20 protein-coding genes are annotated in these 21,737 nt (G+C 65.7%); 12 read left to right on the top strand and 8 right to left on the bottom strand.

Annotation, left to right across the window (positions count from 1 at the left end):
• Positions 1-13: 13 nt before the first annotated feature.
• On the bottom strand, positions 14-1,456 hold the full coding sequence (locus FBY36_RS03695) for an FAD-dependent monooxygenase (RefSeq protein WP_142117396.1): 1,443 nt from the start codon (positions 1,454-1,456) through the stop codon (positions 14-16).
• A 197-nt stretch (positions 1,457-1,653) separates the two neighbouring features.
• On the opposite strand from FBY36_RS03695, the gene FBY36_RS03700 reads away from it, so the two are divergent.
• Positions 1,654-1,989, top strand: coding sequence for a YciI family protein (locus FBY36_RS03700; RefSeq protein WP_142117397.1), 336 nt, complete (start codon positions 1,654-1,656; stop codon positions 1,987-1,989).
• The gene (locus tag FBY36_RS03705; RefSeq protein WP_142117398.1) at positions 1,989-3,236 is read left to right on the top strand and encodes an RNA polymerase sigma factor; all 1,248 of its coding nucleotides are present in this window, start codon (positions 1,989-1,991) and stop codon (positions 3,234-3,236) included. Before FBY36_RS03700 ends, FBY36_RS03705 begins: the two co-directional genes overlap by 1 nt.
• 270 nt (positions 3,237-3,506) lie before the next feature.
• On the opposite strand, the gene FBY36_RS03710 is transcribed toward FBY36_RS03705, so the two are convergent.
• From FBY36_RS03710 to pdhA, 5 genes are all read right to left on the bottom strand, one after another.
• Positions 3,507-4,538 carry a glycoside hydrolase family 16 protein gene (locus tag FBY36_RS03710; RefSeq protein WP_235008702.1) on the bottom strand — a complete coding sequence of 344 codons (1,032 nt, stop codon included), beginning with the start codon at positions 4,536-4,538 and terminating at the stop codon, positions 3,507-3,509.
• Positions 4,539-4,700: 162 nt separating this feature from the next.
• Positions 4,701-5,006, bottom strand: coding sequence for a hypothetical protein (locus tag FBY36_RS20645; protein WP_200830425.1), 306 nt, complete (start codon positions 5,004-5,006; stop codon positions 4,701-4,703).
• A gap of 110 nt (positions 5,007-5,116) precedes the next feature.
• Positions 5,117-6,631, bottom strand: coding sequence for a dihydrolipoamide acetyltransferase family protein (locus FBY36_RS03720; RefSeq protein WP_142117399.1), 1,515 nt, complete (start codon positions 6,629-6,631; stop codon positions 5,117-5,119).
• Between the two features lie 2 nt (positions 6,632-6,633).
• Positions 6,634-7,755 (bottom strand): alpha-ketoacid dehydrogenase subunit beta, encoded by a 1,122-nt coding sequence (locus FBY36_RS03725; RefSeq protein WP_142117400.1) that lies wholly within the window; start codon positions 7,753-7,755, stop codon positions 6,634-6,636.
• Entirely contained in the window at positions 7,752-8,969 is a 1,218-nt protein-coding gene (gene pdhA, locus FBY36_RS03730) for a pyruvate dehydrogenase (acetyl-transferring) E1 component subunit alpha (RefSeq protein ID WP_142117401.1), read from the bottom strand. The genes FBY36_RS03725 and pdhA overlap by 4 nt, the downstream gene beginning before the upstream one ends.
• 274 nt (positions 8,970-9,243) lie before the next feature.
• On the opposite strand from pdhA, the gene FBY36_RS03735 reads away from it, so the two are divergent.
• From FBY36_RS03735 to FBY36_RS20520, 10 genes are all read left to right on the top strand, one after another.
• A complete protein-coding gene (locus FBY36_RS03735) occupies positions 9,244-9,858 on the top strand; it encodes an ArsR/SmtB family transcription factor (RefSeq protein WP_142117402.1) in 615 nt (204 codons plus the stop codon).
• A gap of 815 nt (positions 9,859-10,673) precedes the next feature.
• Complete coding sequence (locus FBY36_RS03745; RefSeq protein ID WP_142117404.1) at positions 10,674-11,138, top strand: Lrp/AsnC family transcriptional regulator; 465 nt, start codon at positions 10,674-10,676, stop codon at positions 11,136-11,138.
• Positions 11,139-11,263: 125 nt separating this feature from the next.
• Positions 11,264-11,563 (top strand): hypothetical protein, encoded by a 300-nt coding sequence (locus FBY36_RS03750; protein ID WP_235008703.1) that lies wholly within the window; start codon positions 11,264-11,266, stop codon positions 11,561-11,563.
• 521 nt (positions 11,564-12,084) lie between these two features.
• The gene (locus FBY36_RS03755) at positions 12,085-12,543 is read left to right on the top strand and encodes a hypothetical protein (RefSeq protein ID WP_142117405.1); all 459 of its coding nucleotides are present in this window, start codon (positions 12,085-12,087) and stop codon (positions 12,541-12,543) included.
• Positions 12,544-12,621: 78 nt separating this feature from the next.
• A complete protein-coding gene (locus FBY36_RS03760; protein WP_142117406.1) occupies positions 12,622-13,758 on the top strand; it encodes a COG1470 family protein in 1,137 nt (378 codons plus the stop codon).
• 1 nt (position 13,759) lies between these two features.
• Entirely contained in the window at positions 13,760-14,263 is a 504-nt protein-coding gene (locus tag FBY36_RS03765) for a hypothetical protein (RefSeq protein ID WP_142117407.1), read from the top strand.
• Positions 14,260-16,422, top strand: coding sequence for an OmpL47-type beta-barrel domain-containing protein (locus tag FBY36_RS03770; RefSeq protein WP_142117408.1), 2,163 nt, complete (start codon positions 14,260-14,262; stop codon positions 16,420-16,422). Before FBY36_RS03765 ends, FBY36_RS03770 begins: the two co-directional genes overlap by 4 nt.
• A 35-nt stretch (positions 16,423-16,457) precedes the next feature.
• Positions 16,458-16,901, top strand: a complete 444-nt coding sequence (locus FBY36_RS03775) for a YdeI/OmpD-associated family protein (protein ID WP_142122461.1) — start codon at positions 16,458-16,460, stop codon at positions 16,899-16,901.
• 296 nt (positions 16,902-17,197) lie between these two features.
• The gene (locus FBY36_RS03780; protein ID WP_142117409.1) at positions 17,198-18,325 is read left to right on the top strand and encodes a glycosyltransferase family 2 protein; all 1,128 of its coding nucleotides are present in this window, start codon (positions 17,198-17,200) and stop codon (positions 18,323-18,325) included.
• 11 nt (positions 18,326-18,336) lie between these two features.
• Positions 18,337-18,483, top strand: coding sequence for a hypothetical protein (locus FBY36_RS20520; RefSeq protein ID WP_160141868.1), 147 nt, complete (start codon positions 18,337-18,339; stop codon positions 18,481-18,483).
• 65 nt (positions 18,484-18,548) lie between these two features.
• On the opposite strand, the gene FBY36_RS03785 is transcribed toward FBY36_RS20520, so the two are convergent.
• Together FBY36_RS03785 and FBY36_RS03790 are read right to left on the bottom strand one after the other, a co-directional pair.
• A complete protein-coding gene (locus FBY36_RS03785; RefSeq protein WP_142117410.1) occupies positions 18,549-19,859 on the bottom strand; it encodes a glycosyl hydrolase in 1,311 nt (436 codons plus the stop codon).
• 340 nt (positions 19,860-20,199) lie between these two features.
• Entirely contained in the window at positions 20,200-21,549 is a 1,350-nt protein-coding gene (locus FBY36_RS03790) for an MFS transporter (protein WP_142117411.1), read from the bottom strand.
• Between the last annotated feature and the right edge of the window lie 188 nt (positions 21,550-21,737).

Below are 21,737 nucleotides of genomic sequence, written 5' to 3' on the forward strand. Positions count from 1 at the left end.
GCTGGCCGGCTGCTCAGCACCAGGTCTCAAGCGCCTCGGCAAGTCCGTCCGCTGAACCCTCCCCCACCCAGGCCGCGTACCCGTCCGGCCGGACCAGGACCGCAGTAGGTGCCGGCACGGCGCCCAGCACGGGAAGCTGCCACGCGCCGTCGTACGTTGCCTGGACGTGCCGGACCCTCCCGCTGGAAAGGCCCGCACCCAACTCGCGCCCGTGCCCGCCGAAGTCCAGCAGCACGGGCTCGGCCTGGTGCAGCAACCCGAACACCCGGACCGGCCCGGCAGCGGTGGTGATGTCCAGGTCCGGCATCCGGCGCCCCAGGAGCGGGTGGCCGGCTCCAAGGTCGTAGGCGACGTCGAGTCCGGTCACCAGGGCGGCGATGGGCTCGCCCGCTCCCTCCATGCGGAGCACCTCGCCGAGCAGGTCGCGCAGTGCCTCCTGCCTGGGGTCGGCCTTCTGGAAGAGGGACTGCGCCATGGTGTACTTCAGTGCCCGCTCCCCTGCCGGGTGGCGCTCGGCGTGATAGGTGTCCAGCAGTTCCCCGCCGGAACCGCCCCGCACCACCTGCCCCAGCTTCCAGCCGAGGTTGACGGCGTCCTGCACGCCCAGTCCGATGCCGAGCCCGCCCGTGGGTGAGTGGACATGCGCCGCGTCGCCGGCCAGCAGCACCCGGCCCTTCCGGTAGGACTCCGCCTGGCGGGTGGCGTCGGTGAAGCGCGAGAGCCAGGTGGGGCTGTGGACGCCGAAGTCGGTGGCGAACACGTCGGTCAGCGCCTGCCGCAGGTCCGCGAGGGTGGGTTCGGTGGAGGGCCCGAGCACGGCTTCGGTCACCACCACGCGGACCGTGCCGTCCCCCATCGGGTACAGCCCGTGGATGCCGCGTGCGTCCACTTTTCCCTGCTGGACAGGCTCGCCGGCCACCTTGACCTCGGCGATCAGGCTGCTCCGGGTGGCGTCAGGGCCCACCATCGCGATGCCTGCCGAACGCCGCACCGTGCTGCGCCCGCCGTCGGTCCCCACAACATACCGGGCCCGCACGGGTCCATCGGCGGCGAGCTGGACGTCCACGCCGCCGTCGTCCTCCTGCACGCCGGTGACCTCCACGCCGCGCCGGACCTGCACGCCCAGCCCTTCCACCCATTGAAGCAGCAGCCGCTCAATATGGTTCTGGAACAGCGCCAGCGTGTACGGATGGCGCGTGGGCAGCGCGCTCAGGTCCAGCGGGGTGTTGCCGAACGTGGCGGTGTTCATCGTTTTGCCCTCGGCCAGGAACCTGTCCACGATGCCGCGCTGATCCAGCAGTTCAAGGGTGCGCGCGTGGATGCCGCCGCCGCGTGATCCCGCCAGCTCCTGCGACTCCCGCCGCTCCAGGACAACCGCGTCCACCCCCGCCAGCCGCAGCTCGCCCGCCAGCATCAACCCCGTGGGCCCGCTCCCCACAATCACCACGTCGTGCATGCCGTCCCCCTCCATCGCCGATCAGCCGACCGCCAGTATGCGTCACCCCCCGGGGCTTGCGGCAAGGCCCCCACGGCGGGGTACGTTGGAAATGGAAGGGGATCCCCCGTGCTGCTGTCGATTTTCACTTCCGGTGCGCGTCGTATGGGTAGGGGCTCCACCGAAGAGCCCTTGACCGACAGCAAAGGGAGCACGACATGTCCAAGTATCTGATCCTGATCTTCCAGGATGAGGCAGTGGCACGGCAGGCCGAAGGCGAATCGATCAGCGCCAGCTACCAGGAGTTCATGCAGCGCCGGAGTTCCAACCTCATCAACGGGGCCGCCCTGCATCCGTCCTCGACCGCGACGTCCATCCGGCGGGATGGGTCCGGCGGGTTCCTGGTCTCGGACGGTCCGTTCGCGGAGTCGAAGGAGACCCTGGGCGGCTACTACCTAGTGGAGGTGGCCGACCTGGATGAGGCCCTTGAGATCGCCAAGGAGGTTCCCGCCGGGGTTGGCGTAGAGGTTTGGCCAGTACGAGTGGTCAGCTGATGCCCCGGGCCGCCAGTTCGGAGGTTGCGGCGGCGGTTGCTGACGCGCACCGCCGCGAGTGGGGTTTCGTGCTGGCGGCCACGGTGCGCGTTGCCGGCGACATTGATGCCGCCGAAGAGGCGGTCCAGGACGCCTACGCCAGCGCCTTGTCCACGTGGGGTGTGAAGGGGATCCCCAGGAACCCGGGGGCATGGCTTACGGTGACGGCGCGACGGCGGGCGCTGGACATGCGCCGGCGCGCCGCTACCGCACTTCGGGCCCTGCCCAAGCTGCTGGAGCCCGAAGAGTACAGCGGCGGCTCCCAGGAGGTCGGGGACATTCCGGACGACCGGCTCCGGCTGATTTTCACCTGTTGCCACCCGGCACTGGCGCTTGAAGCCCAGGTTGCCCTGACGCTGCGGCTGCTGTGCGGGTTGTCCACCGCCGACGTTGCGCGGGCGTTCCTCGTTCCGGAGGCAACCATGGCGGCCCGCATCACCCGGGCGAAAAAGAAGATTGCCGCCGCCGGCATCCCCTACCGGGTGCCGCCGGCGTCTGAGTTCCACGAACGCGTGGACGGCGTGCTGTCCGTGGTGTACCTGGTGTACACCACCGGGCACACCGCACCGTCCGGAGCGGACTTGATGCGGCGCGACCTTGCCGAACGCGGACTGGAGCTGGCCCGGACTTTGCGTGCCCTGCTCCCCGCCGACCCCGATGTTGCCGGGTTGCTGGCCCTGATCCTGCTCACGGACGCGCGCAGGGATGCCCGGCTGGATGAGCATCAAGAGCAGGTCCTGCTGGCCCGCCAGGACCGGTCGAAATGGGACCGGCATGCCATCGCGGAAGGGGTGGCACTGCTGCGGGAGGCCCTGGTTACACGGCCGCCGGGCCGGTTCGCCCTGATGGCCGCAATTGCCGCAGTTCACGACGAAAGCGGGACCTGGTCCGACACGGACTGGCAGGAGATTCTGGCCCTGTACGACCTGCTGATGGAAAAGTGGCCGTCCCCCGTGGTCCAGCTGAACAGGGCCATCGCGCTGGGCTTCGCCGTGGGATATGCAGAAGGCCTGGTAGAACTGGATGCGCTCGGTGCCGAACCGCAGCTGGCCCGATACCCCTATCTTGCCGCCGCGAGGGCCGATTTCCTGTCCCGGCTTGGCAGGCTGGAGGAGGCCCGGGTGGCATTCCAGGAAGCGCTGATCCTCACCGACAATGATGCAGAACGCCGTTCCCTCCGGGCCCGGATGGGCGAACTGGCCAACTGAACCCCTGACTAACAGAGGGCGCGGGGCAAAGGGAAGGCCCCTCCTAGGAGGGGCCTTCAACGTAGTGGTCATTTGTCTGTAGGTAACGGTCAGCGGTGATGCACTCCCCCTTCCCGGACGCCCCTCGCGCCCATCCGGACTATGACCCAACTCACTTTAATAACGTCCGGCCGGTGCGTAAAGACCCTCACGGAAAAAACTTAAGAGGCACGACGCCGGCGCGGGGCCGCCGTCGTGCCGTCACTGAAGTGAGCCTGTCCTGGGCCGCGGCTAGGATCTTGTCCAGATGGCCACCCAATCAACCAGGACGTGCCCGCTCGTTTCCGGCTGTGGACACATGGGCGAGCAGGACTCGGTCTGCAGGATGTAGTGCATGGGATTGGTGGGGGTGAACCTCCTGGAAACGCCCAACGACTGTCCATCAAGGAAGAACTCGATGCCGTCAGCACGCCACTCGGTGGTGGCTATGTGCCAGTCCCCGTACGGCACGTTGGGCCGGAGGACCTCATTGTCGTGGATGCCGTTTTCCACTCCGTGCACGGCGGCGTAGATGACCTTTGACAAGTCACCCTCGGGAAAATCGATCTCGCCATCCTCGGGCCACTTCTTGCTGTCCGGCCACAGCAGCCATGCCAGTTTGAAGCCCGGCAGGACGTCAGCCTTGAACCGCACGGAGTAGCGCCCGTACACCAGGCTGTTGTAGGGCCGCTGGTTTGCGCCAAAAAGTTTGGGCGACGGAGCCGCACCCCTGGCCACGCCGTCTTCCGAGTGCAGGAACATGTCCATAAAGCCGTCGTGGACGCTCAGGACCTTCGACGGGTAATAACCGGAGGTCCGCTGGCCCTTGGGTTGCTGCTGGGCTGCCGTATCCGGCGTGCCGTCAAGGTAGTTCTCGCTCCAGCGGGTGCCATAGACGGGGCCGGGGAATGCGCCCAGGCCCACGTCCCCCTCGGTGAAGTCCTCCACAAAGACCTGCGTCCAGCCGGGCAGGTCGCCCACCGGCATGGCTTCGGAGGCGGCTGCAGGGTCTGCAGCCGCGGAAGGCTCGGGGGTCAAGGCCGGCTTGTCCGTCGGCGGCTGTGCGGGTTCGGAGGCTGGGGAGGACTGGTCCGGTTCGGAAGCTGGGGAAGGTTCGTCTGTTGCCGGCTGGGTAGGACTGGAGGCTGTACTCTCCGGGTCCACGGCCTGGGGTGCTGATGCGCCGGGAGCGCCCCTGAGGTCGCCGCATGCCACGGCCGCTAAAAGCGTCATCATCATGACGAGGACGGCGCAGGTCCATGCGCGACGCTGATTCCTCTTCAAGGGTTCCGCTCCTTCCCCAAGGCATTGCACGGGAGCCTTGTCCCCCTATTCGACTCAGCCTACGAAGAAGCCGGGAGGGGGTCACGAGTAGTGGGTACTCATATTTCCGTCCCGGGCCTATAGGGGGACTACGCGTTGGGTAGTTACGGGGGTGGAGGGCTGTCAGCCCGGGGTGGATACCTCGCGCCAGTAGGACGTTGAGGGCTTTACATTTGCCGATTGGTGGCGCCGGGAAAAGGGCCCTGATTCGACGTCGGGCGGCGGAATGCGCACAATCTCGAGTTCGAAGATGTCAACCAGGCACCTGCTTCCCGTCAAAGTATCCAGGATCCAAAACAGGCCGTAATCAGGGGCGGTCTCCGTCACCGGGCCACGATGCATCAAAGTGTCCCCGCAAAAGGCCTCGATTCCGTCGCCCGAGGCGAGTTCCCGGCAGGATCCGACGGTGCGGCGGTCATAACGAGTCATGACTGGTCCTTTCCTAATGGCTTAAGGATCCCCCTGACTCATATGTTTCCTGCGCAAGCTGACTCCCGGGTGTCTGCAGGATGATCATTTCCTGACATTTTCGAATTGGTTCAGATATCCGCCAGCAGCAACGTCGGGTTTTCAATGGCGTCGGCAACGAAGCGGAGGAAGCCGGCCGCTGTGCCGCCGTCGCACACGCGGTGATCGAAGGTGAGGGTCAGCTCCGTGACCTTTCGGACCGCCAGCTCGCCGTTGACCACCCACGGCTTGTCGATGATCCGGCCGACGCCCAGGATGGCCACCTCCGGGTGGTTGATGATTGCCGCGGAGCCGTCAACGCCGAACACGCCGTAGTTGTTCAGTGTGAAAGTGCCGCTGCCCAGTTCCGTGGGGGTCGCCTTGCCCTGGCGTGCGACGTCGGTGAGGCGCCGGATCTCCGCGTCCAGTTCCCGGGCGGTCAGCTTCTCCGCGGCCCGGACCGAGGGCACCACAAGGCCCCGGTCGGTCTGCGCGGCGATGCCGAGATTAATCCCGTCGAACGCGACGATTTCCTGGGACCCGTCCTCCGCCGTTTCGATCCGTGTGTTCAGTTCCGGGTACTTCTTCAGTCCCGCGGTGACGAACCGGGCGATGAATGCCAGCAGACCGGGAACCTCGGTGCCGTTGGCCTTGAGTTCCCCGCGAAGTTCCATCAATGCCGTGGCATCCACGTCCACCCACACGGTTGCTTCGGGAATCTCGGAGCGGCTGCGGGCCATGTTGGCGGCCACGGCCTTGCGGACTCCGCGGACCGGAGTCCGGGCGGCGATGGGCAGCCCGGTGCGGGCATCCACGCCTTGAGTCTCGGCGGTCCGGGTTTCTGCAGACTCAGCCACCGGCGCTTCAACGTTTTTGGTTGGAGTTGGGGCCACGACCGCAGGGTTCCCTGGCCGAGCTTGCGAGGTTAGGGAGCGGTTGGGGAGAAGCGCAGCCTCCACGTCGCGGCGCATGATGAGGCCGCTGTCGCCTGAGCCGGAGATGTCCCCGAGATCGACGCCGTGCTCCCGGGCCATGCGCCGGACCAGCGGCGAGATCACGGCCCCGAGTTTGCCGGGCACACGGGTGCGCAGGAGGGTGAGGTCGTCCTCGCTGGGCTTGGTGTCGGCAGGCTCGGCGAGGGCGACGGCGGCCTTCGGGGCACGGGTGCGCCGGGCTACGCCATGCCCACCAGGGGTCCCATAACCGATCAGGACATTCCCCGACCCGGCCTTCTCCTCTTCCCGATAGGTCTCGGCGGCGGCATCAGCAGGTTTAGCCTCGGCAAGCTCGGTTTCGGTCGGCTTAACCACGGGCTGGGCCGGCGAAGGGGCGGGGGCGGCATCATCCGCGGCAACCCCGGTTCCCAAGGGCGTCACCGAGATCAGTGGCTTCCCCACGTCCAGGGTCTCACCCGGCTGGCCATGCAGTTCAGTGACGATCCCGGCGTACGGGGACGGCACCTCCACGGCAGACTTGGCGGTTTCCACCTCGGCGATGGGCTGGTCAACCGCGATCTCATCGCCAACGGAAACATGCCAGGCCACCAGCTCGGCTTCGGTGAGGCCTTCGCCCAGGTCGGGCAGCAAAAATACGCGTGGTTCGCTCATGGTCAGTTCTCCCACTGAAGGTCGTCAACGGCGTCGAGGATGCGGTCCACGCCGGGCAGGTAGTACTTCTCGAGTTTGGGTGCCGGGTACGGGACGTCGAATCCGGTGACGCGGCGGATGGGGGCGGCCAGATAGTGGAAGCAGCGCTCCTGGACCCGGGCCACGATCTCGGAGGACACGGACGCGAAGCCGTGCGCCTCGGCGATCACCACTGCCCGGCCGGTCTTCCGGACGGACGCGCACACGGTGTCGTCGTCGAACGGGACGATGGTGCGCACGTCGATGACTTCCAGCGAGCGCCCTTCCAAAGCAGCGGCCTCCGCAGCAGCTAAAGCGGTGGGGACGGACGGGCCGTACGCAATCAGCGTGGCGTCCGTGCCGGGACGGGCGACGGCGGCACGCCCCTCAGAGCCAACTCCCGCCGTCGCGCCTTCCCCACGAAGCTCGTGGAGGCGGCGCAGCTCGCCCAGGTCCACCGAGTCCTTGGTCCAGTACATCTTCTTGGGTTCCATGAACACCACGGGATCGTCGGAGTCGATGGCTTCGCGGAGCATCCGGTAGCCGTCCGCCACGGTGGCCGGGGTGTAGACCTTCAGGCCGGCGGTGTGGGCGTAGTAGGACTCGGAGGAGTCGCAGTGGTGCTCCACTCCCCCGATGCCGCCGCCGTAGGGGATGCGGATGACCATGGGGAGCTTGACTGCCCCGCGGGTGCGGTTGTGCATCTTGGCCACGTGGCTGACGATCTGTTCGAACGCGGGGTAGGCGAACGCGTCGAACTGCATCTCGATCACCGGGCGCATCCCGTTGATGGCCATGCCCACGGCCATGCCCACGATGCCCGATTCGGCCAGCGGGGTATCGAAGCAGCGCTGCTCGCCGAACGTGGCGGTGAGGCCGTCGGTGATGCGGAAGACGCCGCCCAGCATGCCCACGTCCTCGCCGAACACCAGGACGGAGGAGTCGGCGTGCATGGCGTCGGCCAGGGCGGTGTTCAGGGCCTTGGCCATGGTGACGGGCTGGGGGCCGGCGGCTTCGGCGGACGCGGCGGCGGAGGCTGCGGCCCGGGCGGTGGCGGCGGAAACGTTGCCGTTGGCCTCGGAAGAGGTGGTGATGGTGGGGCTCACTTGGCGGCCTCCTGTGCTGCGGCGTCGCGGGCGAGCTCGTCGGCGAGCATGGCGGACTGTTCCTTCAACTGCGGGGTGGGGGTCGAGAAGACGTGCCGGAAGAGTTCCTGCGGGTCCACGGGCACATCCTCACTGAGGCCTTCGCGCAGCTGCGCAGCCACGGCCTCGGCGTGGGAAGCGATCCGCTCCTCCGCGGCGTCATCCAGGAGCCCACGCTCCGTCAGGTAGGTGCGCATCCGGTTGACCGGGTCCTTGGCCCGCCACTCCGCAACTTCAGCGCTTTCGCGGTAGCGGGTGTCGTCGTCGGCGTTGGTGTGCGCCTGCATGCGGTAGGTGTTGGCTTCCACCAGCAGCGGGCCTGAGCCTTCGCGGGCGAGTTTCACGGCGCGGTCCAGGACAGCGAGGAGCGCCACCACGTCGTTGCCGTCCACGCGTTCGCCCGCCATGCCGTAGCCCACGGCCTTGTGCGCGAGCGACGGCGCCACGGACTGGTGTGCCAGCGGCACCGAGATGGCGTACTTGTTGTTCTGGACGAAGAAGATGACGGGCAGGTGGAAGACGGCGGCGAAGTTCAGGGCTTCGTGGAAGTCGCCTTCGCTGGTGGCGCCGTCGCCGCACATGGCCAGCACCACGGTGTCCTCGCCGCGGAGCTTGGCGGCGTGGGCCACGCCAACGCCGTGCAGCAGCTGGGTAGTCAGCGGGGTGCACTGGATGCCCACCTTGTATTCGAGGGGGTCGTAGCCGCCGTGCCAGTCGCCGCGGAAAATGGTCATCACCTGCACGGGGTCCACGCCGCGGGTCATCACGGCCACGGCGTCACGGTAGGTGGGGAACATCCAGTCAGCGTCGGAGAGGCACAGGGCGGCGGCCACCTGGCAGGCTTCCTGGCCGTGGCTGGAGGGGTAGACGGCCATGCGTCCCTGCCGGACCAAGGCGGAGTTCTGGTCGTTGACGCGGCGGCCGACGACGAGGCGTTCGTACGCTGCCAGCAGTTCGTCATCGCCGGGCACGGGGTATTCGTGGCCGGGCTGGGTGCCCTGCTCACTTTCCGGGATGAGCCGGCCGTCCGGGTCCACCATCTGGATCTGGTGCCGGGCGGGGAGCATGTAATCCTCCACCGTGATGCCGAACTTCTTCACAGCTTCCGTCAGCGCATTGTCTGCTGCTTCCGGGCTGGTGCTGTGCGGCGCGGTGTGGTCTGCGGAGATCGTCATTGGTCCGTCCTTCGGTAGCCACTATTCGTTCCCAGTATTGTCCTGAAGCAGGTTTCGTATCCAGCACCTGTGGAAATCGTGGAGAAGATGCGCGCAAACGGGTCTATCGGAAGACGACTTGTCGATGTGACGTGGGTTACCGGCAGGGGTTGTGGACGAATCGGCGGGTGGCGATGCGCGACCAGATCCATCGTGGTAATTTTCTGCGGCGGTGGGGGGTCAGCAGCTCCGGGGCGTCGGATAATGGGATGCGTAGCCGAAGGGAGCGCAGGGCATGAACAGCTACGACATTGATATTGAGAGCCGCCAGGCTCGGGGGCATGAGGCCGATGACCGCGGATTGGCCGGAGCGTCAACGTACGCTGCCGCGGAAGTGTTCAAGGCGGTGGCCCATCCAGTCCGGGCAACCATCCTGGAGCTGCTTTCCCAGGGTGAATTGTCCATCCCCGAGGTCTGCGAGCGTACCGGCGTCAAACCCTCGCACCTGTCCCGGCACCTGGCCCAGCTGCGCGCGCAGCAACTGATTGACTGCACCCGCTCCGGCGGCCGCCTGGTCTACCGGCTGGCCTACCCGGAGGCCGCCGAACTGCTCGCCGCCGCCCGGTCCGTCCTTCACGCCCGGACAACCGCCGCCCTCAACTCCCTTGGTTCCCTGCCGGAAGAGGATCCGTTCACGGCGGCATGGGGTGAGCGGATTTCGGCGCCGGAAACAGCACTGGTGTCCCGTTCGGTCATTGCGGACGCCTGCCGGGCCATAGCTGACCGCACCGGCTGCAGCTCGGAAGCGGCAGCCGGACGGCTCATCATGACGGCGCGGACCTGCCACATGACACTGCTGGAGGCCGCCTTGGATGAGCTCCGCGGCGACCAGGACAGCTCCCGCACCTGACGCTTGGCAGGTTGCGCGCACCTACCAGTTCCAGGAGAGCAGCATGGCCGCATCCGGTCATGCCTTCCTCCAGCTGCCCCTAATGTCCCTAATTTCCAAGAATTGCGTTGACCTCTGCCCGTCAAAGGGGGCAGACTCGTGAGCGTGGAAATTGACAAAAATGTCTATCCGTCATATCCATGCTCTTCCGCTCATTCCGCGTAAGAGACTTCGCACCACGTGACCGGGGGTACTTGGGGGTTCATGGTGCGGGGATGGACGCGGAGGGGACAGCGTGGTCCCCTCCGCCTCTCCATTTGGTTCCTCAAGCACGTTCAAACCCGAGTTCAAAAAGTTGGACACGTATGGTCCCGGGGCATCCGCCCCGGCAGCATTTCCTCAACAGCAATGACAAGGGTGGGTGTTAGCTATGGAGATAGCCAAGTTGTGGGATCAGCTCGACCCTGAAACTCGGCAGTGGCTGGTTGACAATCCTGGATGCCAAATCCTCCCACGCACCGTCGCGGCAGCAATTATGAAAGGCACCGGGGAGCAGTTGGAACAGGACCGGCACGGCGAAACTGTCCTCTCCCCCAGCGACTGCGACTTCATCCGCGGAGCGGCGGACCGGCCCGATGCCCCTCACGGCGCATCCCCATTCCCGCGCTCCTAACAGGCACCGGAAACGGCGTCCTACCGCAGGCATTACTCGCCCAAGAGCCCTGCTGCGCCCCTGTTTCGTATCCGCCGCCCGCCCTGAGGCAGAGAGGCTGCTCAAATCTGCCTAGTATGGGAGACGATTTGTAGCGACGCAGGTTACGGCGGGAGTGGGCACAATGGCGGGCAAGGATGCCGGCAGCGACCAGGCGGCGCTGGACGAGATCGACCGGCGGATCATCAGTGAACTCACCCGCGACGGCAGGATGTCCGTGACGCAGGTGGCGGAGAACGTGCACATCTCCCGCGCGCATGCCTACAGCCGAATTGCCCGGCTGACCGGCGACGGGGTCCTGACCCGGTTCACGGCGCTGGTGGATCCCATCAAGGCCGGGTTGAAGTCCTCGGCATACGTGACCCTGAAGCTCAAGCAGGACTCCTGGCGCGAACTGCGGGACCAGCTCGGCGCCATCCCGGAGGTGCACCACATTGCCCTGGTGGGCGGCGACTTCGACGTGATCCTCCTGGTCCGCGCCGTGGACAACATCGACCTCCGCCGGGTCATTTTCGACCAACTGCAGACCATGCCCGGCGTGCTGGACACGCAGACGTTCCTGGTTTTTGAAGACGTGGACACTCGGTAGGAACTGCTTGCTGTCCTTCAAGGTGCGCCAACCGAGAGCTTTTCGACCCGCAAATTCGATTACGCCGCGCAGGTTCCTTCTCGAGACCCGCATATAGTGCGCACCGGGGAATATGCGACTCGCAAATGAGGGCCGGTGTCGAGAACACCCTGAAAGCAGGGCTGGCAGGCCTCGCCCTGGCGGCGGCAATCGGAGGTGGCCCCCTGGCAAGCGCCGCCTTTCCGGCAAACGCCGCCACCACGGACTCCAGCCAATCCAGTACCCAGGTGCCGCGCGACGAATCAAAGGGCGGCCACCAGGCCAACGGGATCACCGAAAGCCTGCTGACCGGCGATAGGGCAACCAAGGTGACGGATGCCCCCAAGGCCGCGAACCCGGGTGCCACCATCCAGCGCGTCGAGAATGACGCAGAGGGTGCCGTGTAAGAGGCGCACATCATCACGTCAGACGGCACGCGTGCCACCGTCTACCTGGATGGGGACTCAAGGTGACGTCCACGAAAACCGGCGGCTCCGGAGGACGCATGAAGGGCTGAGCCCCTGGCCGTCACAGTCCCCCTGCCTACAGCGCGTCCGGTGAATGCCGGGCGCGCTGCTCGCATTTTGACGACATGGATACTTGCTAATCCCCCAAATGTGAACGCTCGCGACCGAGACCAGCGGCGTTACCCGGCTCATTTCCGAGCGCTACTCGTGCGGCGTCCCCTGCCCTGATTTCCAGGGTTTCACGGCAATTTCTTGAGGTCAGGACTACAGCGGAGTTCCGAGTATTGGCCGGTCCATCCAAGTAATGGAAACCACGGGTGCCTGGAAAGACGGGTACCGGTACGTGTTGTTGCGCTTATTTCCGGCCCGCGAGTATTGGGTCATCGATCCACCGAAAGGCACCTGGATGGGGCCGCTCATGGGGGAACGGGTTCTCAATCACACTTACAAGGAGTCTTTCCATGCGCCCAATGACCAAGAAGAAAAAGATCGCCGCTGTGGCCGCTTCCGCTGCTCTCGTGGCCGTCGGCGGCGGCGCTGCCTACGCCTACTGGAGCACCACGGGCTCGGGCAACGGCTCAGCTGCTGCATCCTCAGGCACCTCGCCCATCACTATCAACGTGACGGTGGACCAGGGAGTCGCTCCAGGCGGCCCCGCGAAGACCATCACCTACACGGCCACCAACCCCAACACCAGCAGTACACCGGTGACGTTGGCTGACCCGGTGGTTACCACCAGCAATGCCGAATGCTTGCCCGCATGGTTCTCCGCCACAGCGCCCACGGGCACGACCACCGTAGCGGGCAAGGCAGTTGGCACGGCACTCGGCACCGGAACGCTCACCCTCAATGACAGCGCAACCGTCGACCAGAGCGCCTGCAAGGGCGCCTTGATCACGGTGACCGTCGGTAGCAACTAACAAACGAGCAAGCCGGGGACGGGTGCAAAGCCCGTCCCCGTCTTGCCGTCAATCGCACCAAAGTGGAAGGGGCACGGGGTGCACAAACAGGACGGACATCCGCGGCGCGGCACGCGGACCGGTATCAAGGCTGCGGTGGTGGCGCTGCTGCTTGTACTGGCCAGCGCGGGGGCGTTGATCGCGGCGGCAAACAATCCCAAGCCGGGCATCACGGTGCAGGTCACCCCTGCCAGCCAGTCCGTCCAGCAGGGTCAGGCAGCCACCTACTTGGTGACGCTGACGTCCACTGGAGGTTTCACCGGCGCGGTCAACCTGGCCACCGCGGGACTGCCGGCCGGAGCGGCAGGTGCCTTCACGCCGTCGTCCGTCACCCTTAACTCCGGAAGCACCGCAACCTCAACCCTGAACGTCACCACCGCCACAGCCACGCCGGCGGGCACCAGCTCCCTGACCATCACCGGCACCAGCGGCAAGGTCTCCGGCAGTGTCACCGCCGGCCTCACCGTCAATTACAGAATCTCCTCCACCATTTCCGTCGCCGCTGCCCCGGATTCGCTATCGGTCCCGCCGGGCGCCACCGCGGTGTACACGCTTCAGCTCACCCGGAACAACCTCTCCGGGCCGGTGACGTTCAGCGTCCTGGGCGGACTCCCCTCCGGCGCCACGGCGTCGTTCTCGGCCAATCCGGTGACCGGCACCTCCACCACGTTGCAGGTGGCCACAACCGCCACGTCCCCCACCGGAAGCTACAACCTGTACTTGGTGGGCACGGGCAAGGATTCCAGCGGGAAGTCGCAGTACGCCTACGCGAACGTGCAGCTGGTCCTGGACTCCACCATCAAGCAGTTCGTCCTCTCCGGCAACGTCCCCGGAACGCTGTCCCCCGGCACGTCGGCCGGCCTGGACCTGCAGATCAACAACCCCAACAACAAGGCGTTGGCACTGACCAACATGTCAGTGGCGGTGGCTGGGGTCACCCGCAGCGCGGACGCCGCGGCCAGGAACCTCCCCTGCACCACGGCGGACTTCACCGTCACCCAGTACAGCGGCCCCTACCCACTGACGGTACCGGCCGGCAGCAGTTCCCTTTCCGGCCTCCGCGTCACACAGACTGCATGGCCCAAGGTGGGAATGGTGGACACGTCCGCCAACCAAGACGGCTGCAAGGGCGCCACCCTCCAGCTGGCCTACTCGGGATCAGGACAGGGGAACTGAGATGACCACCACCACCAGGACTGCCAGGGCTGGACGGGCCCTCAAGGCAGCGGCCCTCACGGGAACACTGATCGCCGCAGGCGCGGGAACCTCCTACGCCTTCTGGACGGCGGGCGGAACGGGCACGGGAACCGCTGCTGCGGGCACCATGCAGGCCGTCACCGTGGACGCGCTCGTGGCCGGGGACGGCCCCACGGCGACGCTGGTTCCCGGCGGCACTGCCGACGTCGTACTCCGCTTCTCCAACCCCAATCCCTACTCGGTGCAGGTCTACAGCGTCACCGCCAACGGACCGGCCACGGCGGACAGCGCGCATTCCGGCTGCACCACCACCGGGGTCAGTTTCACCGGAACCGCCACGCCACTGTCACCGGCAACCACCATTCCGGCGAACTCGTCCACCCTGCTCACCCTTCCAGGATCGGCCGCCATGGATACCACCTCTCTCGCAGCCTGCCAGGGCGGCACCTTCCACCTCCCCGTAACGGCGGAGGTGCGGAAATGAGCATCGCCATCCGGAAGACGCCCTTCGGCTTCCGCCTCCCTTCAGGACGGCTGGCGTGGATTGCCACCGCGGTCCTGCTCCTGCTCGGCACGGCCACCGCCGCCTACGGCTTCTGGGCCTCCACCACCAGCAGCAACAATGCCACGGCCGCGGCGGACGCCCTGTCCCCCGGATCCAAGCCCGCCGTCACGGCCAACGGCGCCTCAGTCAGCGTCAGCTGGGCAGCCGGCACCACCGTTAACGAGCATGCAGCCACGGGCTACACGGTAACAAGGTATGCGACGGCGGCGGGTGGCACCGGCACGCCGGCCACGGGCGCATGCGCAGGGACGGTCACCACCTTGACGTGCATCGAACAGAACGTCCCCGGGGGAACCTGGTACTACACCGTCACCCCCACCATCGCGCTCTGGACCGGCGCCGAGAGCCCGCGCAGCACCGGCATCAGCAGTGACTCCACCGCCCCGGTAGCCTCCGTCTCCAGCCTGTCGCCCACCCCGAACGCTGCCGGCTGGAACAACAACAGCCCGGTCACGGTGACCATTACTGCCGACGACGGGCCGGCCGGTTCCGGCGTCGCCTCCATCACCTACGCGGTCGACGGCGGCGCCAAGCGGACAGTGAATGGCGCTATTGCGACCATTCCCGTCACGGGCGACTGGACGCACACCATCTCCTACTTCGCCACCGACAATGCGGGCAACATTGGCTCGGTCCAGACCCAGCCGGTATGGATCGACACGCAGGCCCCGGACGTGCCATCGCTCACCGTTCCGGCCTATGTGAACTCCGGCAACGTCGCCGCCGTACCCGTCACCGGCACCGCTGAAGCCGGCGCCAGAATCACCCTCGTTGCCAGTGACCCGGGTGCCGCTCACTCCGTCAGCAGCACAGCCACTGCCTCCGCCACGGGTGATTGGTCCGCCAGCCCCGATCTGGGCAGCCTGAACCAGGGCACGGTCACCTACACGGCCACCGCCACTGACTCGGCCGGAAACACGGGCGGGGCCAGGAATGCAACAAGCATCAAAGACACCGTGCCGCCTGCAGCGGCCCAGGCCCTGAGCGTCCCGGCGTACGTAAACATCAGCAACGCGTCCGTCCTGCCGGTCTCCGGCACCGCGGAGGCCGGCATAACCGTCACCGTTACCGCCACGGACGCCGGCGCGGCGCACACAGTGACGGAAGCGGCGACGGCATCCGGTACGGGCAGCTGGTCCCTGAACCTCAACCTGTCCGGGCTCAATGACGGGCCTGTCACGTACTCGATAACGGCCAAGGACGCGGCGGGGAACACCGGCACGGCTTACACCACCTCAAGCACGAAGGACACTGTGGCACCAGCCCCGACCATCGCCGCGCCGATGTACGTCAACGGCAGCAGCAACATCAGCGCAGTCCAGGTCAGCGGAACCACCGAGGCAGGGACGATTGTGAACGTCACAGTCAGGAACGGTCTCTCGTCATTCGTTTCCAAGGCGGTCACGACCACCGGCACGACATGGAACACGACAATGGACCTTTCCACCATTCCCGATGGCACCCTGATCTACACTGCGGACTCCACCGACGCGGCAGGCAACAGCGGCACGGCCACCGCCAAGGGCATCACCAACAAGGACACGAAACTGCCAAGCATTAGCGCCGTGAGCCTCCTTGGTGGAGGCACAACGGCAGGCACAGCCGATGCCGGCGACACACTGACAATCCGGTACTCCGAGGCCCTCGACGCCAGCAAGATTTGTTCCATTTGGAACAACACGGGCGCCCAAATCCTCAAAGCCAATAACGATGTCACGGTTACTTTCAACCACAGCACCAGTGGCAGCACTACGAGCAACACCATGACCGTAACCAGCAAGACCTGCACGCTGAACATCGGAACCATCTCATTGGGCTCCAATGCCAACTACGCGTCCACTGCCACTCCAGTGGTCTTCGTGGGTACCAATACCGGCGTGAGCACAGTGACCTGGAATCCGGATACGTTTTCCCTGACAATCCAACTGGGGGCCACCAAGAACAACACCGGCGCCCAGGGGACCAATGTTGGAGCAGACTTCCCCGCCTATGCCCCGGCGTCCGGCCTGACGGATGTGGCAGGAAACCCGCTCGCGACAGCGCCTGCCTTTACATCCACCTCCTCGTCGCGCTTCTGAGTCGATACGCCAAGGAAGGAATGCATACTGTGAGGATGAAATTCACCACCACCATTCAGGGCAGCGGCAACAAGACAGGCATCGAGGTCCCGGAGGAGATCGTTACTGCACTTGACGCCGGACGGCGGCCGCCGGTGGTGGTTACCATCAACGACGAAAGCTACCGCAGCAGCATCGCGGTGATGGGCGGCAAGAACATGGTCGGCGTGAGCGCCGCGAACCGTGAGCTGACCGGAGTGGCCGCCGGGGACACCGTCGAGGTGGGACTGGAAGTGGACACCGAACCACGGGTCAATGAGGTTCCGGATGACCTGGCCAGCGCCCTGGAAGCCGAACCGGAAGCGAAGGCCTTCTACGGGGCCCTGAACTACAGCAGCCAACGCCGCTACGTGGAGCCGATCACCGACGCGAAGACACCGGAAACACGTGTGCGCCGGGTGGCCAAGGCAGTGGAAGACCTCAAGGCAGGCAAGAAGTAGGAACGCAGCGCCGCACTGCTGGACACTACGTCCACTGGTAAGTGTACTTACTATTGCCCTGAATGTACCGGTGCAGGTCGCGGCAAAACTGCATTTCGGTCAATTATCCTGCGCCCGCGGACGGCTGCAGGGCGGACCCGATGGAAGTTTCCGCAGGTCAGACGCGTGCAGCGAGGCATCGAGCAGCAAAAGACTTTATGGAACCTTGAGGGAACGCAGGGGCATAAGTTGAGTGGCCGCTTCAAGAATGGGGTGCGGCCCAATGGGGGGCCACCAACCCAAACCAGGAGCCCTCCATGCCTACCCGTCTGTCCGTTGCCCCGGCCGCCACCTCATCTGCTCCGGCCGGACACCCCTTGCGGCTGGTGGTGCTGATTCCGGCCTACAACGAAGCGGGCTCGATCGGCGACACCCTTGATGGCCTGATGCTGCAGTCACGCCCGGCGGACCTGGTGGTGGTGATCCCAAACGGCTGCACCGACGACACCGCCCGGGAAGCCCGCAAGTATCCCGTCACCGTGATGGAGCTGCCACGGCTGGAGCACCGCAAGTCCGAGGCGCTCAACCGGGCATGGAACGAACACGCGTACGACGCCGACGTGGTGGTCTGCCTGGACGCGGACACCGTCCTTCCACCCAACGCCCTGGCCGCCTGGGAGCGTGAGTTCCTGGGGCGCCGGGCCGCACGGCTGGGCGGATCGTCGTCGAAATTCACCATGCAGGACCCCGGATTCCTCAGCCGGCTGCAAAAAGCCGAGTTCGCCACCTGGACGGACACCGCCCTGCGCCGCCGGCAGACCAGCGTCCTGGCCGGGACGGGCTGCGCCATCAACAACGCGGTGCTGCGGCAGATCGCCGCCCGGGACGACAGGAACGGCCCCTGGGTCTATACCTCCCAGGTGGAGGACTTCGAGCTGACCTACCGGATCCGGGAACTGGGCTTTATCTGCCAGGTGTCCCCCGACGTCCGCGCCTACACGGACTCGATGAAGACCATCAAGGCGTTGTGGGGCCAGCGGATGAAGTGGCAGGTGGGAACCGTGGAGGACCTCCTGGACCTGGGCATCAACCGGCTGACCCTCCGCGACTGGGGGCAACAGGCCATGGGCCTGCTGGGTGTCTTCCTGAAGTTCCTGTGGATCGCCGTCATGGTTCTTTCACTCGCCCTGGGCGTCTTCAGGTTCGTCCTGTTCTGGTGGCTGGTTCCCGTCCTTTTCATCGCGCTGGACATCAAACGCGCGTTGCGGATTCCGCACCGGGACTGGAAGGACATCCTTCTGGCCGCCACCTTCCTCCCCCAGGAATTGTTCATGTGGCTGCGGTCCGGGTGGTTTCTCGCCTCCTGGTGCGCGGTCCTGACCACCAAAATCACCCGACGGCGGATCGACCGTTGGGAAGCCCAATACACCGCAGAGGACATCTGACCATGTACGGAATGACCGCCACTATCCCCGCTACCGGAGCCGCCCTGGCCTACACAGGGCTCAACGTCGGCTCCTCACTTCTGACCGCCCTGGGCACCGCGCTCATCGGCGTGGCCCTGCTGTCGCTGCTGCGCAAGGGCAGCAAGGTCAAGCCCTGATGCCGTCCGCCCTGGCCCGGCCTGGAGCACGGTCCGGGCCAGCGGCGGTTGACCGGAACGACCGGCTAGGACGTGGGCCTGGTCTGAAGCGCGTTCTTGAACGCTGTTGCGGAGGCGGCGCTGCTGTTGATCCGCCAGTCCGTTTCCTTTTGCAGGTGGAACCACACGAAACCCATCACGTCGGGCTGGGCCGCAAGGTAGGACACCAGGCCAGAGTTCCACGCGGCCTTGTCGCCGCCAGCCTCGCTCGACGCCGTTTCGGCAATGAGGATGGGCACCCCGGGAGCCAGGGTTCGAAGCTGGGCGATACCCGGCGCGAAGAGGTCCTGCGCGGAGATCCAGGCACTCCAGGAAGCGGACGTTCCCCAGTTGTAACCGTCCAGGGCCACGATGTCCACATACCCCGCTCCGGGATACAGGCCGGCCAGGTCCGTGGAGCCGTAGTACGGAACGTTGGGGCTCCAGACCCACGACACATTGCTGGCACCCTGTGCCGCGACAACATCATGCACGTGCCGCCAGGCCGCGGCGTAATCCCCTGGCTGGTTGCCGTTGACGCTTTCAGCCCACGGATACCAGTCGCCGTTCATTTCGTGCGCGAACCGCAGCTGGACCGGGTAACCCCAGGAGGCCAGCGCCTGGCCCCACTGAGCAATGTATGGATCGAAATCACCGGCAGTGATCCGGTCCAGGCTGTAGGCCGGCTGGTTCACACCACCGCCCCATAACCAGGGCTCCCAGGTGACCAGGGGAACGGCGCCCCGGGCACGGACCGCGTTCATTTCGGTGATGGGTGCGGGCTGCGCAAAGTCCTCGTAGAACAAGACGCTGGACGGTGCTTCACCAGCCAGGACCGCCACCTGGTCAAGCTCACTGCCGGCCAGGGGGCCTCCCGCCGTCGCCGCCCCGAAGCGGAGTTTGGCGGTACTGACGGGCGGCACGGTCGGGGCCGTCGGGGCCGGCACAGTAACCGTGAACACGGCCGAGCCCTGGACGGAGGACGTCTTGGCAGTCACGGTGATCTTGCCTGTGGCGGTTGCCGGGATGGTGGCCGGGGCGCTGAAGGCGCCGGTCGACGTCGTTTTTAAGGGGAAAGTAGCCGAACCGATGATCACGGTTCCGGTGGTGGAGGCCTTGAAGCCGCTGCCGGTGACGGTGATGGAGGATCCTGCGGCTCCCGTTGCCGGGCTCAAGGCGATCTGTCCCGCAGCTGCCTGCGCGGCCACGGGCTGAACCACCGTCAGGGCCAGGACCACGCCCAGGCCTGCGGCGACGGCCGCGAAGCGTGTCTTTATGGAGTTGAACAAGGCTATCGATCCCCAGAATCGTTCGTGGCAGCCAAGTTTGCTGCCGGCCAGGTGCACCGGACGGCACATGCCTGATCCTAAAGGCCATGTGGTGAAACTGATCAGGCCTTGATGGAATTCTGCGCAAAAACTTGCTGGAAAATGAGGAATACGTGAATCACCGTCATGATCCCGGGCGGCTCCTGGTCGATCCGGCAGTCCTTGCGACGCTGCGCGCCGAGCTCGATGACGATGACGATGAGGGCTGGCTGGCCGGCACCTCGGCCCCATCACGGCATGCGCCGAAGAGACCGCGGTGTCGCTGGCAGGCGGGCCCGTCGCCGCCGGCGCTGCCTAAAGACGACGTTGGGCCATGCCGCACATTGCGGCATGGCCCTGGATCGGCGGCGAGTTACTGCGGTGCCATCGGTCAGGAAGTCTTCTTCATCCTTGGTTCTGCCGCTGCCCCTCCGGACTGGGCTTCCTGCAACCGGTCACGCGAGAGCGGCCTGTCACCGCTGCGCCGGAGGGTCAGCATCACCAGGCCCGCGGCCAACAGGCAGCATGCCAGGAAAATGGACGTGGCCAGGAAACTGCCTTGCGTGACATCCTGCAGAAAACCGCCAACGTAGGGTCCTACGAATCCACCGAGATTGCCCACCGCATTGATCAGTCCCATAGCGGTGCCGGCGACGGCCACTGGCATTGCCCGGGATGCTGAAGCCCAGAAGGGACCGTCGTACGCCAGGGCTCCGGCGACGGCGATGCTGATGAGGGTGACCGCAAGGATGGGCATGTTGTCTCCGGTTGCCACCGAAACCACCAAGGCAACAGCCCCGACTGCCATCGACAGCAGGACGTGCGTGGAGTAGCGGCCCGAACGGTCGGCTGCCTTGGCGTTGTACCAAAGCCCCACCATGGCCAACACGTACGGAATGGCCGTAATCAGCCCCACCTCCATGGAGGATCCGGAGGTGATCGTTTTGATCACGTGCGGGAGCCAGATATTGATGCCATAGAAGCCGATCTGGATGAGGAAGTACACCAGGGTCAGCCGCCACACCACCGAGTTGGACACCACGTGGCGCAGGCCCAGCTTCTCCTGCTGCGGATGTGCCTTTGCATCTTCGGCAAGTCCCCTCTCGATGTACTCACGCTCCTGGACCGAGCACCATGAGGCCTCGCGGGGATGGTCGGCGATCAGGGCCCACCACAGGGGTGCGGCGATGACGAACGGGAAAATGCCCTCGATGATGAACAGCCACCGCCAGTCCGAGAAGGAAAGAATCCAGCCGGAGAGGGGCGCCGTGATGATCGAAGCGATGGCAATGTTCATCATCCAGAACGCGTAGGCCCGCGCCCGCTCCGCGGCGGGGAACCAGTGGCTGATCAGGACAAGAATTGCCGGCCAGATGCCGGCCTCCGCGACGCCCAGGAAGAAGCGCACCACCAGCAGTTGGGTGAAATCCTGGATGAATCCGGACAGAACGGCCAGGACGCCCCAAATGAGCACCATGATTCCGACGAACTTCTTGGCGCTCCAGTGCTCGGCGAGGTGGCCGCCAGGAATTTGCAGGACGAGGTAGCCGATAAAGAAAATGCCTGCAGCCAGGCCCTGCTGGGCGGCGTCGATACCCAGGTCCTTATGGAGTCCGTTCAGGGCGAACCCGATATTCGTCCTGTCCATGAACGAGATGATGTAGACGACGATGGCGACCGGAATCAACCGCTTCCACCGGGCATTGCCCACTGCCGTTGCTGACTTAACGCTCTGTGCCATTGGAAATGCTCCTTCGCGATATGGCAGATCAGACCGCGTCCCCCAGTAAAGCTATTGCTCTCCCGCGGCCCATCGGGTCCGCTTTCCGCCGCCGGGCGGAACGAGCAGGACTTGTTCGGGTGGGGCCGGCATGGCGGTGCATATCCCTGCACCTTCAGCCAGGATCCTTGCCCGGAACCATGCTCTTA

The sequence above is a fragment of the Arthrobacter sp. SLBN-122 genome, assembly GCF_006715165.1.
GTDB lineage: Bacteria > Actinomycetota > Actinomycetes > Actinomycetales > Micrococcaceae > Arthrobacter.